Raw genomic sequence first — 13,200 nt, 5'->3', positions numbered from 1 at the left:
TAAATATTCACAGGTCCTCTTTGTCATTTAAAAAGAGGACCTGCTATTCGTAGCAAATCCTCTTTTGTTAACCTGAAACTTAATAAAAAATGCTTTCTTCAAATTATTTTTGAATGAATTCCAACAAAAAGAATATTTCCGTTTTACTTTCATTCGCTATCAATCATATACAGTTTCATACGAAATCGATTAAAAAGTCGTACCATCCTTTTTAACCTACATTGGATAATAAGACTGTGATGGATAATAGGACTGTGATGGATAATACGATTGTAATGGGTAATAAGGCTGTAATGAATAATACGATTGTGATGGATTATGGATTTCCTGCATTTGCTGTGCTTGAAATGCTTGTTGCTGCGCTTGTATAGCATGATGAACAGCTTGAATAGTACTTTGTGCAGGCCCCTGCCCCCCTAAAGGACGCATTTGCTTCTCATTGTAAAAACAATTACGAAACATTCTTTATTCACCTCACCCCTGCAGATATTTTTGTTTTCCACCTTTCATACTATGAATATTGAATTAAGGTGGATAATACATGAAACATTACACCTTGTAATTCCTAATTCTCTTTCGTTCAATTATTTTAACTTAATCCAATTTCCCATCCCCCTCTATCCACTTCATTGTTTTTTCTACATCTAATTCCGTATAAGTCTTTTCTCCATAGCGAACTGATTCATACAACGGAATAATGTCTCTCGTTCTACATATTCGTTTTAACCATTGTTGCATCGTTTCATAGGACCTTCTCTGTTCATGAAATGGTAAAGTCTTTTCCCATTCAACTAACGCTTTCCTTATCGTATCTGTAGGTAATGGTCGCTTTAACCGATGCTTCACTTTCTCGTTTTTTTCGGTTCTTACCGTATATTCTTTCATTACCGATTGTTTCTCCTGTTCTATTTCTGATTTCATTAACTTTTTCCTAACTGATTTATAAAGAAAATATATAATTACCGCTACAATAACTACATAAAAAAATACAGTAATCCATGAATTTGAAAGAAAAGAAAATATGGCTCCCCATGAATTTTTCTTTTCGAAATCTTTAAATTTTTTACCCGTTGTTGTTCTTTCTCCATTATCTCCTACTTTTTTCTTTTCAATAGGTGTTTCATAATCTTCCGTATTATTAGGATTTATTGTTTCCTTATAAATTTTTTCAGATTTCTTTTCACTAAAAAAACGTTCTTTTACTATGTTCTGTACATGCACCACACCTTGTGATAACGATATTGCACTAATCGCAAAGAAAAGTATGATTAAAGCTCTTACACTCCAAAACTTCACTTTCATATGCCGTTTTTTATTCCACATGACATAAATCCCTTCTTATTCTTTAATTACAATCCATTTATTCGTTCTACTATATTTCTTTGGAGAAGTACCCAAAATTAAAGGAACTGCATCCAATTCCTTACGACGAAAGCCAGCTGTGTAAAAATAAGAAGATGATACAGGCGTATCTTGGTCCGATATTGAGGCAAGTACTTTTAATACATTTTGCAAATGTTTCCGATTATCCCCGTTCTTTATATGTAGCAAACCGTTATCTTTCACACTATTAATCCATAATTCAAATGAACAATCTTGCAAAAGCAGTTGCTTGCATATGCCTGCTGTTAATTCAATTAGTTCTTCTGTATCCTTTCGCAAAGAAACGCCACTTTTGTTTTGCAAGTTGAGATAAATCGCGTATTTATCTGATTGCGTTCGCTCATACTTTTTCGCAGTTATCGTCCCTGTTTTCGCTGTTGCACTCCAGTGGATAGAACGAAAATCTTCATTTTCATAAGACTTCACTCCCATTACTTTCGTTTCATCATATAGCGGTGAAGACATCGCTTTTCGAAATCCCCGTGACCATTCTTGTAATTCAGGCACTTGTATTTTCGGCACAGCTGGTAAGACTAAATAGGAGGGCGTATCAACTTGTTTATATGTTATATGGTTCGTTATGAATCCAAAGAGATCAGTAATGACAATTTCAACTTCTTCCCATTTCGCAATTCCTCTTTTTAACGCTACAGCTTGCAAATCAAATGAAACTGACTCTCTTCCTTTTAAATTAAAATTCATATAATAATTTGAACCTGTACTATGATTTTTGTTTATTTCATCATGATTCCAAGTTAGCTTATTTTCACATTTAAATCGAAATACGATATTAAGAATAGGAAATATCGACTTGTTTGAAACTTTAATTTTGCACATATTCGTTTCACCTATAAAAACATTTGAATTCCCCTGACTGTATTCCCATTCAACACGAGATACTTTACGTATGTATACATACATAGCACCTATTAAAATTACATACAAAAATACGAGAGATAAAAACAATAGATTACTTGAAAATACACATAAAATAACGGCTACAACTGACATAACTCCCATTACGAAAGGCTCCGCTAAAGGTGTATACACAAGCTGTTGATTCATCGTACATTCTCCACTGGCACACTAATCGCACCAAGAATTTCTTTCATGATTTGTTCTTTCGTCGTTTTCATCTCTCCCTCAATCGTTAACGTTAAACGATGAGCGCAAACGGATGCAGCCAGCGTCTTTATATCATCTGGCGTACAATAATCTCTTTCATTTAATATTGCCCGTGCTTGAATCACTCTCATAAATGCCAACGTCCCCCGCGGGCTTACACCAATTTCAATTAACTCATGTTTACGCGTTGCCTCAATAATTTCAAGTAAATAATCTTGCACATCATTCCCTACTAACACTTCTCTTGCTCGTTTTTGCACTGTAATAATTTCTTCAGTTGAAATAATTGAATGTAACGTTTCTAACGGATCATTCGTTTGAAAACGATTCATCATCTCCTTTTCTGCTTCTCTCGTAGGATAACCTTGCCGAATCGTAAGTAAAAATCGGTCTAATTGAGCATCAGGTAAAGGAAATGTACCAGCCGATTCAAGAGGATTTTGCGTTGCAATTACTAAAAAAGGTTCTGGTAGTGAATGTGTCTGTTTCGCAATTGTAACAGTACGTTCTTCCATAACTTCAAGTAACGAAGATTGTGTTCTCGGTACAGCCCGATTAATTTCATCCACTAATACTATATTTGCAAAAATAGGTCCTAACCTCGTTTTAAAATCCGATTCCTTCACATCGAAATATTCAAGACCAATAACATCTCCAGGCAAAGTATCCGCTGTAAATTGTATTCTTTGAAACTTAGCGTCCACACTTTTAGCCAAACTTTTCGCTAATGTTGTTTTTCCCGTCCCAGGTACATCTTCTAATAAAATATGTCCTCTTGCTATAAGAGCTATTGCAGCCAGCTCAATTGATTCATCTTTCCCTATAATAACCTTCGAAATATTGTTAGTAATTTTCTTTAATATGCTCATATATTTATCTCCTGCCTTTATTTATTCTGAAAATTAAGAATTATCATTTTCCAAATTATAACACATTGCAGTAGAAGTAAATATGTTCCTATCAAAATAAAAAAGATACCCTTAGCAATACGCTAAGGATATCTTTTTATCATATTATTTTACTAACTCTCCATTATAAGCTTTTATATCAAGTGGAGCAGTTAAAAATTGTGGTGCTTTACTAACGAAGGCAGTATAATGTTCACTCGTATTATGACTCGCAACTGCTTCTTTATCTTTCCATACTTCTACCATCGTATAGACATTTTCATTTTCTGTATCTTTATAAAGGTCATAGGATACATTTCCACTTTCTTCTCTTGAACCATGAATGAGTGGCTGAATTTCTTCTAAAAATGATTGTTGTTTCGCTGGATCTACTTGAAATATTGCGTGAATAATAATCATGGTGTTTCCCCTTTCATACCTCACTTATTTCTGTACTATGTTAAATTACTTCCACTCAGCAACTTTTTCAACTGGAAGACGTACTGATTGATAACCACTGTCAGCTGCTTTTCCGATTGAAATTAACATTACTGGTACGTGACGCTCTTTGTCTAATCCGAATGCTTCTGCGATTTGGTCTTTTTCAAATCCACCAATTGGGCAAGTGTCATAACCGTGAGCACGAGCTGCTAGCATAAATTGCATCGCTACAAGACCACCATCAATTAAAACAGTATCTTTCATTACTTCTGGTGTAACCATTGAGAAGTAACCTGAAAGTTTTTGCATTTGATCTTCTTTTACTTCAGCTGGCATTAAACCGCGCTCAACTGCTGTACCGTAAATTTCTTCTGCGTTATCAAAGTTGTTTAAGTCACCAAATACAGCAATCATTGCTGAAGATGTTTCTACTTGAGATTGGTTAAATTTAGCAAGTGGCGCAAGTGTTGCTTTTGCTTCGTCACTTTCAATAACAAGGAATCTCCATGGTTGCATATTTACTGAAGACGGTGCAAGCGTTGCTTCTGTAAGAATTTCAGTCATTTCCTCTTTGCTAATTTTTACAGCTGGATCGTATTTACGAATTGAACGGCGTCCTGTTAAAATTTCATTAAAGTCATTTGTTTTTAGTAAGTTTGTCATAGTTGTATTCTCCCTTTTTTATAATTCTTTTATATTTTCTTGAATGCGGTCTAACATCGTTAAAAGATTGTCGCGTTCTTCTTCACTTAATCCTTTAAATGCTGAAGTAGCGAAACGCTCTTTTTCCTCTTGATACACTTGAATTTTATTTCGCCCCTCTTCTGTAAGAGTAACTAACGTAATTCTGTTATCATCTGGATTTTTACGTCTTGTAATCATTCCGTTTGCTTCCAGCTGTTTTAAATGCCTCGTAATCGCAGCATTATCAATATTCACTTCTTGCTGAAGTGCTTTTTGACTAATTTCACCTACTTCATATAACTGAAGTATAAGCTCTAGTCTAGATTGACTCATACCCGTACACCCTTCAAACTTCGAACTTACTTCTTTATTGAGGAAGTGTAATTTATATAAAATTATTGCTTCTTTTGAGCATGAACTTGTCAAATTACCCCTCCTTTACATCCAAACTAAAAATGTTTGATACATCAATAGTTGATATGTCAATTAATATAATCTATATCGATTTAGAATGCAAGCATTTTGTTTTCATTTTATTTTTTCCAAATTAAGGCGCATTGTAGCGTTACAAAAAATGTAAATTACATTATAATAGTAATAATTTAAATGACTGGAGAGTGATTGTAATGCGGCAATACACAAATAGAAATGAGGAAATGAAAATGGAAAATGAAATGAGGATATTTATATATGACAACAATAAATATAGGGATTGTAGCGCACGTAGACGCTGGCAAGACGAGTTTGACTGAGCGTATTCTTTATGAAACGAATGTGATTAAAGAACTTGGCCGAGTTGATAGCGGCAGTACGCAAACTGATTCAATGGAATTAGAAAGACAGCGCGGAATTACAATTAAAGCATCTGTCGTTTCTTTCTTTATTGATGATGTAAAAGTAAATGTCATTGATACACCTGGACACGCTGATTTTATCGCTGAAGTGGAGCGATCATTCCGTGTTTTAGACGGTGCAATTTTAGTTATTTCTGCCGTTGAAGGTGTGCAAGCACAAACAAAGATTTTAATGCGGACATTACAGAAACTAAACATACCGACTTTATTATTTGTAAATAAAATAGACCGTAGTGGTGCAAATACTGAAAAAGTTGTGAAACAAATAAAAGAAATCCTTTCAAATGACGCATTCCCCTTTTACTCTACTGAGAACGAAGGAACAAAGGAAGCTCGTATTATTGAATATAAATCATATGACGATTGTATGGAACGATTGGCATTGTATAATGAATCATTGCTTGAATCCTATGTAAATAACGACATAGTACCGGACACACTATTAAGAAAAGAACTAGAAATACAAATACAGCAAGCAAATGTGTATCCGATCTGTTTCGGTTCAGCAATGACAGGTATGGGAATAGCTGAACTACTTGGAAATATTTCAGCACTAATTCCAGCTAATAAATCGGCACAAAATGAAATATTATCTGGTGTTGTATTTAAAATAGAACGTGAACCTTCTGGTGAAAAGGTTGCTTATGTAAGAGTTTTTTCAGGTAGTTTACACGTTAGAAAATATGTTGAGATACAGCGCGCTGAGTCTCAATCACATAAAGAAAAGATTAAAAAAATGTGCATATTTCATAATGGAGATGCCGTTCAAACTTCTACCGTTCCTAGCGGTGAATTTTGTAAAGTGTGGGGACTGAATGATATTAAAATTGGTGATATTATCGGTGAACAGACGGATTATATAAAGGATATTCACTTTGCCGAACCGCAAATGGAAGCTGTCATCGATGCAGTACCTAAAGAACGAATTCATGATTTATACACTGCTCTTATGGAACTATGCGAAGAAGATCCGCTCATTAAAGTGTGGAAAGACGGTGTTCATAATGAACTATACATTCGCCTTTTCGGTGAAGTACAAAAAGAAGTGATCGAAACAACGCTTTATGAGAAATACAATATACAAGTTGCTTTTTCAAATACGCGAGTTGTATGTGTTGAAAAGCCAGTTGGTATAGGTTATGCCGCCGAAGTAATGGGTGAAAAAGCGAATCCATTCTACGCAACAATTGGTTTCAAAGTTGAACGAGGTACACTTAACTCTGGCATAACGTATAACTTAGGTGTTGAACTTGGATCACTGCCTTTAGCATTTCATAAAGCGATTGAGAATACAGTATTTCAAACGTTAAAACAAGGTTTATACGGTTGGGAAGTTACCGATATTATTGTCACGTTAACACATACCGGATACGCAAGCCCGGTTACAACAGCGAGTGACTTTAGAAATTTAACACCGCTCGTATTAATGGATGCTTTAAAGCAAGCTGAAACATATGTATATGAACCAGTAAACGAGTTTGAATTAACCGTACCGGAGCATGCAATTAGTACCGCAATGTATAAGCTTGCAGCCATTCCAGCAACTTTCGCAGAGCCTATATTGCATAATGATTCTTATCACTTAACTGGATCATTACCTGTTGGGAAACAGAGAATTTTAAACGAATACTACATTCATTTACAGAAGGAGAAGGTATATTTACAACGAAGCCAGCTGGTTTCACAAAGCTTACGGCTCCCTTCCCTACTCGAAAACGTGTTGATTATAACCCGCTGAATCGGAAAGATTATTTGCTTCATGTTTTGAAGGCTTATTAAATTAAAAAAGAGGTGCAAATTGCACCTCTTTTTGCATGTATTGAAACTTAAATTAGTTTGTCCTCACAACTTCTTTAAGTCTTTCTATTACTTTTGCTATAGCTTCAATCGAATTTTCTGTTTCATATTCCCCAACATTTACAGAATGATTTGCGTTTTTGACGACATCAATCGTTAAATTCGTTTTATGTAACTGATCAATTTGATCTACATTGTATTGGTGATCTTTGTCCCCAATTACTAAAAGCCCTTCGTGATGACTATGCAAGATAGAATCAAAAATCGTATCAAACGTCAGTAACGGTGTCATTAATATCATTTTTGACTGTAAAAACTCTTCTCTCTTCATTAAATTATTTGCAATCGGAATCGTTCCGAGTGATTTCCCTAAAAATATAGAATTGCTATAGCGTCCATTTTTCAACACTTCATTCATTACAGGATTAATATCATCCATCATTACTTTCGTTACTTCTTCCATTGGCTTATTCATTAATTGTCCATCATAGGAATAATGAATATGTACTACATCTATTTTATTTTCAAGCATAAGCATCGTTGCATAATAAAATAACGGCTTATCATAATTGTAGCCTGAACCTGAGAACATAAAGCAGATTGTATTAGAACCTTTTTCAATATGTGTGTAATGAATTACTTTACCCTCTATATGTATCTCTTTTTTAGTCCCCTTCACCGTTTTCCCCTCCGGATACGTTTACTTTTGTAAAACAATATGTTTTACGATTTCTATTATAATATATAGTGGTTCATTATAAGTACTAAATTATTACTGTTTTATCAAATGACATATCAGCGATATTTTATGTCTATTTCGTATAGGTGTTAGCAAGTTCGTTTGCAAACTTGTTAGCACTTTTTTTATTTCTTCTATTGCCCTTGTCCTAAAAATAGATACACCCCTTTTATTTGTTTTTCTCCTCTTTTAAACATCTTGTTATATCTGGGTTTTCATCGTTTGGTTTTTTCATACGTTTTCTAGTCTTTTCTAAAAAGCGGGGCAAAGGTGGGGCGTTATTAAGAAAAAAGGGGGCAAAAGAGCTGGATTTTCATTCAGCTCTTTTTTATTGAAATTCTGGAACAACATACACCTTCACGTAAACGCCATTCTTCATTGCAAATTGTTCTAAAGTTTTTTGTCTGTATTCCGTTAGGGTAAAAAAATGAACGATTGGTATTTTTCCTTTATATTTATTTTTGTAGTAAGTTGCAAACTCACCATACCTTTTCATCTTCTCGCTATTTACATTCATCATCTGAGTCCGATCTATTTCTACAGCATTTAAAATACCTTCTTCATCTCGGAATTTCACATCTGGAATAATGGTCTTCTTTTTATCATCTATTTTATAACGTATAGCTGTTTCTATCTGCCAGTCATCCGGACAAAACAGATAGAGCCAAGCTTCATTTCTCATAAGGCTGTGTGCTAATCGAATTGTTGGTACTATTTTTTCTGTATCATCGAATAGCATACGCCCTTTTTTATTTAAGTAATATACATATTCTTTTTTATACACTGTGCTATTAACGTACGAGCTTAAATCCTTTAATATACGGTTTGCATTTCTTATACCACCTAAATCATGTATAGCCATTAAATGCCTGCGTGTAGCAAACTTCAGCTTTCTAATCGAGGTCAGAATCATCATCTGACGATTCATTTTGATGTGTGTTTGTATGTTCATGTTTCTCCACCTCATATTGTTTTAGTACATTCCACATCGTTTCATTAGAAATATAAGGTACTTGAATTTCTGTTAACCTATCCGTTTTAAACAAAGCGCGTCCAGGTATACTTTTAATCGTTTCCAATCCACATTCGTCTATAACTACTTGAGAAGCTGTTTGTGTCGGTAATCTAAATCCTAGCTTCGCATCTGAATTTTGCTTAACTTGTCGCGGTAATGTATCACCTGTTGGGTACTGTGTACAAAAAATCAATCTAAAACCAAGCGCCCCACCAATCCTTGCTATATAAGAAAGCATCCTTTGACATGCGATTAATAACCTTTGCTGTTCTTTACCCATACTTTTATCAGGACAAAGTTCTGCCCCTTCATCAACTATAATGAAATGTCGTTCTTTTATATTCGTTTCTACAACATTTGTATAATGCCTTTCCTTCATATAACACATTTTTTCTTCCATCTTTTCAAGAATTGTATTTAAAATTTGAAACGCTTGAATCGGTTTTTCTGCTATAGATTCCACTTGCTTTAAATTTTGATATGGCCCGAATTCTAATCCACCTTTTAAATCAACAATGTATAAATGAGTATGGTCTGATTGTGCTGTAATAAGAGATGTCATTACATTCTTTAAAAATACGGTTTTCCCCATACGTGTTAAACCACCTAAAGTCATGTGTGGTGTTTTATCAAAATCATGATAAATTAATTCTTCTAAGCTTTGCCCTATAGGTACAAGCCATTTTCCTTGTTCAACTAATGTTTCGGACCATCTCCACTTATTAGGTATGTCTTTATGAAATACTCGAATGCTTAATTTATAATTATCATAATCAATCCGAGCTGGTTTGTTTAACCCCTCACTCACAACATCCTCAACCTTTTGTATAATTTTGCTGGGCATACCTACAGGTAAAGTGTAAATATATGTTGTGCTGCGATCATCATCAATTTGTTTTTGAAATTTAGGATAATGTAATTTATCATCTCTTTTAATAGCAATCCCACTCACTTCGAAAAAGACTTGAATCTTCTTTTTATCATCATCTTTTAGTTTGAACTTATCACTTACTAGTGCGTAAGTTAATGCTGCTGTGGGAACTAGTAGTAACTCCAACATAAACATTTCCCCCTTACATATCCTATAAGGATATCATTGCACTCTTTTGGAATATAACGAGACAAGCATTTTCTTATACCTTTCTTATTGTCCTGACCTTCTATATTCTATTCCTTCATAGAAACATAACTAGAACATAACGTAGAAGGTATAAGAACGAGCCTGTGAGCGTTGTGTACAAAGTGATACGTGGAAGCCAATATGGAACACTCTTCCCCATTTTTTCTGCTACCTTCATCGTAATTACTGACAAACCTGTTGCCGTCCAAATAATTACTACTTCTCCTGCAAGAGTCATGATTATTCCTCCTCTTCCTTTTCACGAAATGCAATGCCTTTTCTCGTAAGGACGACATCATAACACTCCATTAAAGTTTCCCAATTTAGAATGTCTTCTTCCTCACCGTATAAATCCTCTTCAATAACCTGGGATAAACTGAAATATCTTTTATATTCCTTGTTATTAAACACTTCATGATTTTTCATGTGATTCATAATTGATTCCGTTTCTGATCTTGATTTGGACTCGTTATACATTTGACGTAATTCTTTGGAAGGATGTAAATATGGAGTTGTATTCAAGTGGTTATACTGCCAACGCATGTAATCCTCTCCCCTCTTGATGTCCTTGTTTCCACTTGGTATTCCTCGTGGTCTTGATATAGGTATATGAACTAGAAAATAAAAACTTGTTTGTCCACCTTAAAAAAAGTAAATAGGAATTTTCACTTTGTTATCGAATATACGAAGATGAGGTGAATAAACATGAAATGTAGACTCAAAGAAATTTTAGATGATCGGATGATAAAACAAGGAGCGCTAGCAAAGAGAGTGCAAATCACACCACAACAACTAAGTCAAATCATACATGGTAAAAGTGAACCTTCTTTACGAAATGCCATTAAAATTGCGAAAGTACTAAATTTACATGTAGAAGATATATGGATAGAAGAGATAGAAACGGGTTAATATTCCTACCGAAGAAAAAATCTTACATTTTATTCATTAAAAAATGTAAGATTTTTGTTATACTAAATATTGTAATTTTAAAACATATATTAGGGGGATACACTGTGAAAAAATTGTTTTTATCTTTAATTTGCGGATCTATTATTTTAGGTTCTGCTTGCTCAAAAGAAACAACATCAAAAGAAGAATCATCTAAAGGGAAAAATACAGAAACGCAACAAACCAAATCTGAAAAAGTTTTAACTAAAGGAGAATTCGAAAAAATGTATTCAAACCCAAAGGAATACAAAGGTAAAAAAGTTGATTTTTATGCTAGGGTTTTTGTTCAGCCTGAAAAAGATAAAGATGGAACATACATACAAGGCTGGGCTGGGCTCAACAATAGCATGAATACTGTAATTGCTATCAAAGATACTAAACTTGATGTAAAAGTCGAAGATATTATTCATGTAAAAGGGGAAGTTAAAGATACCTTTGAGGGAAAAAACGGATTCGGTGCATCATTAAAAACACCTTTAATATTAGCCTCTAGTATTGAAAAATCAGATTATGCAACCGCTTTTGCTCCTGCAAAAAAAACAATTGAAGTTAATCAAGAACAAGCTCAAAACGGTTACAAAATTTCAATCAAAAAAATTGAACTTGCCGATAACGAAACTAGAGTGTTATTTTCTATAAAAAATGAGGCCGCTGCTAAGTTCAGTTTCTATGAGTTTAAGTCAAGTTTAGTAGTAAATGGTCAACAATTTGAACGAACAGATAACTACGAAGCTAAATACCCTAAAATACCAAACGATTTACTGCCTGGCGTTACAGCTGATGCTACATTAGCATTTCCAAAATTACCTGTAGATAAAGGAGAAATCCAAATATCTCTTGAAGGTTCAAGTGAAAATTATGAATTAGAAATGAAGCCATTTAATTTTAAAATTCAATATCAATAAAAAAACACGAGCTGTCAAAAAGATAGCTCGTGTTTTTTTCACCAAACTATTCTTTTGTAAAAAAAGAACTTCACATTTACATCCATATAATTTTTTTACCTTTCAAATTTTACATACTCACCTGAAATCCATTGATCTCCACCAACGTTATACCAACCATTTTTATATCCCCATGATTGATATTTCTCGCCTTGGCACACATTTTTTACAATACCATAATTAGTTCCAGGACCAGTTCGAACACGCAATACATCTGCTGTAATAGTAACTACCCCTACACCATCATTGGATGCCTGTGGAGTTGCAGGTGCATTTCCTCCAGTATAACGAATGTATGACGGATCATTATACACCCACTGATCGCCACCAAGATTTAACCAGCCGTTTGATTCACCCCATACTTGGTAGGATTCTCCTTTACCTAATTGACGAACAACTCCGTATCCAGTACCAGGTCCTTTACGAAGGTTAACGCCATTCCCCTCAATATAAGCAATTCCTGTTTCATTAGTTGAAGGTAGAATAGGTGTTGGTGTTACTGGGTTACTTCCATCTCCGGATTGAATAGCTCTCCCAACAATAGCTTCAGCTACCGCTTTAGCCGCTTTATCAAAGTTAGCGCGATATTTTTGCATATCTGTTTCGTTATCAATAAAGCAAATTTCAGGAAGTAATCCTGTCTTTGTTTTATTAATCCAACCTAAATCTGTTGTTAATTTAATACCTCGGTCTCTCAAACCAAATGCATCAGCCATTGCCTTTGAGATCTTTGCTGCTAATTCTCTATTCCCGTATGAAGGATGCAACCAAACTTCACAGCCTGTACCACCTGGAGTAGCGTTTAAATGGAATTGTACATCTACATTACTATCTTTAATACGCAAATGATTATTCGCTGCGTTATTCCATACGTTGTATTGAGTTGTTCCTACTTCATCAGAACAATTTACATAGCTCCATCCTGCCGCTTGTACATATTTTGCAACTGCATCAAGAAAACGTCTATCTTCAACGTGTTCTTTTCCGTAAATACTGTTTGCACCTTGAACGATATAATTATGACCACCTGAACCAGCTAACTTACCCATTATTCAACATCTCCTTTTTGATTATCGTCATGATCTGACCAAATTCCTAAAGCGATACCCACAGATAATAAATAAGGTGCCAGTTCATCTAAGAAACTCTTAGCTTCTGGCACACCAAATTTAGTAAATAAAAATCCAAGCAAAGAAAAAACCGCAATCCATGTTTTCCAATTGCGGAATCGTTTTTTGATATTCTCTTTTGATTGATTCATAG

16 protein-coding genes and 1 pseudogene are annotated in these 13,200 nt (G+C 34.4%); 3 read left to right on the top strand and 14 right to left on the bottom strand.

The features are described 5' to 3' along the window. Window positions 1–216 precede the first annotated feature (216 nt). The 7 genes from ACP6L7_RS07120 to ACP6L7_RS07090 all read right to left on the bottom strand — a co-directional run bounded on the left by ACP6L7_RS07120 (window position 217) and on the right by ACP6L7_RS07090 (window position 4,946). Complete coding sequence (locus ACP6L7_RS07120; protein WP_097830194.1) at window positions 217–462, bottom strand: DUF3947 family protein; 246 nt, start codon at window positions 460–462, stop codon at window positions 217–219. Between the two features lie 132 nt (window positions 463–594). Next, entirely contained in the window at window positions 595–1,323 is a 729-nt protein-coding gene (locus tag ACP6L7_RS07115; protein ID WP_097830195.1) for a hypothetical protein, read from the bottom strand. A gap of 15 nt (window positions 1,324–1,338) precedes the next feature. Beyond that, complete coding sequence (locus tag ACP6L7_RS07110) at window positions 1,339–2,448, bottom strand: DUF58 domain-containing protein (protein ID WP_097830196.1); 1,110 nt, start codon at window positions 2,446–2,448, stop codon at window positions 1,339–1,341. Beyond that, window positions 2,445–3,377 (bottom strand): AAA family ATPase, encoded by a 933-nt coding sequence (locus tag ACP6L7_RS07105; RefSeq protein WP_097830197.1) that lies wholly within the window; start codon window positions 3,375–3,377, stop codon window positions 2,445–2,447. The genes ACP6L7_RS07110 and ACP6L7_RS07105 overlap by 4 nt, the downstream gene beginning before the upstream one ends. Window positions 3,378–3,521: 144 nt before the next feature. Beyond that, the gene (locus ACP6L7_RS07100; RefSeq protein WP_097830198.1) at window positions 3,522–3,815 is read right to left on the bottom strand and encodes a putative quinol monooxygenase; all 294 of its coding nucleotides are present in this window, start codon (window positions 3,813–3,815) and stop codon (window positions 3,522–3,524) included. 45 nt (window positions 3,816–3,860) lie between these two features. Then, complete coding sequence (locus tag ACP6L7_RS07095; protein ID WP_097830199.1) at window positions 3,861–4,499, bottom strand: nitroreductase family protein; 639 nt, start codon at window positions 4,497–4,499, stop codon at window positions 3,861–3,863. Between the two features lie 18 nt (window positions 4,500–4,517). Further along, window positions 4,518–4,946, bottom strand: coding sequence for a MarR family winged helix-turn-helix transcriptional regulator (locus tag ACP6L7_RS07090; RefSeq protein ID WP_097830200.1), 429 nt, complete (start codon window positions 4,944–4,946; stop codon window positions 4,518–4,520). Between the two features lie 264 nt (window positions 4,947–5,210). Here ACP6L7_RS07090 and ACP6L7_RS07085 point away from each other — a divergent pair. Further along, window positions 5,211–7,153: pseudogene (locus ACP6L7_RS07085) on the top strand (GTP-binding protein). 52 nt (window positions 7,154–7,205) lie between these two features. On the opposite strand, the gene ACP6L7_RS07080 reads toward ACP6L7_RS07085, so the two are convergent. The 5 genes from ACP6L7_RS07080 to ACP6L7_RS07060 form a co-directional block, all read right to left on the bottom strand. Then, entirely contained in the window at window positions 7,206–7,850 is a 645-nt protein-coding gene (locus ACP6L7_RS07080; RefSeq protein ID WP_097830203.1) for an alpha/beta hydrolase, read from the bottom strand. Between the two features lie 388 nt (window positions 7,851–8,238). Beyond that, the gene (locus tag ACP6L7_RS07075; protein ID WP_430529009.1) at window positions 8,239–8,862 is read right to left on the bottom strand and encodes a replication-relaxation family protein; all 624 of its coding nucleotides are present in this window, start codon (window positions 8,860–8,862) and stop codon (window positions 8,239–8,241) included. Beyond that, window positions 8,804–9,985, bottom strand: a complete 1,182-nt coding sequence (locus tag ACP6L7_RS07070; protein WP_430529008.1) for an FtsK/SpoIIIE domain-containing protein — start codon at window positions 9,983–9,985, stop codon at window positions 8,804–8,806. Before ACP6L7_RS07070 ends, ACP6L7_RS07075 begins: the two co-directional genes overlap by 59 nt. Before the next feature lie 115 nt (window positions 9,986–10,100). Then, the gene (locus ACP6L7_RS07065) at window positions 10,101–10,283 is read right to left on the bottom strand and encodes a hypothetical protein (protein ID WP_430529007.1); all 183 of its coding nucleotides are present in this window, start codon (window positions 10,281–10,283) and stop codon (window positions 10,101–10,103) included. Window positions 10,284–10,285: 2 nt separating this feature from the next. After that, on the bottom strand, window positions 10,286–10,588 hold the full coding sequence (locus ACP6L7_RS07060) for a hypothetical protein (protein WP_430529006.1): 303 nt from the start codon (window positions 10,586–10,588) through the stop codon (window positions 10,286–10,288). A gap of 162 nt (window positions 10,589–10,750) precedes the next feature. Here ACP6L7_RS07060 and ACP6L7_RS07055 point away from each other — a divergent pair, with 162 nt between their 5' ends. Beyond that, window positions 10,751–10,954, top strand: coding sequence for a helix-turn-helix transcriptional regulator (locus tag ACP6L7_RS07055; protein ID WP_430529005.1), 204 nt, complete (start codon window positions 10,751–10,753; stop codon window positions 10,952–10,954). Window positions 10,955–11,058: 104 nt separating this feature from the next. Further along, a complete protein-coding gene (locus ACP6L7_RS07050; protein ID WP_430529004.1) occupies window positions 11,059–11,898 on the top strand; it encodes a DUF4352 domain-containing protein in 840 nt (279 codons plus the stop codon). Window positions 11,899–11,993: 95 nt separating this feature from the next. On the opposite strand, the gene ACP6L7_RS07045 is transcribed toward ACP6L7_RS07050, so the two are convergent. Beyond that, window positions 11,994–12,986 carry an N-acetylmuramoyl-L-alanine amidase gene (locus ACP6L7_RS07045; protein ID WP_430529003.1) on the bottom strand — a complete coding sequence of 331 codons (993 nt, stop codon included), beginning with the start codon at window positions 12,984–12,986 and terminating at the stop codon, window positions 11,994–11,996. Continuing rightward, entirely contained in the window at window positions 12,986–13,198 is a 213-nt protein-coding gene (locus ACP6L7_RS07040) for a hypothetical protein (protein ID WP_430529002.1), read from the bottom strand. Before ACP6L7_RS07040 ends, ACP6L7_RS07045 begins: the two co-directional genes overlap by 1 nt. Window positions 13,199–13,200: the final 2 nt, after the last annotated feature.

Source organism: Bacillus silvicola, assembly GCF_050524305.1.
Lineage (GTDB): Bacteria > Bacillota > Bacilli > Bacillales > Bacillaceae_G > Bacillus_A > Bacillus_A cereus_AT.
Note: the sequence above shows the minus strand (reverse complement) of the source record. Positions and strands in the feature narration are given on the sequence as shown.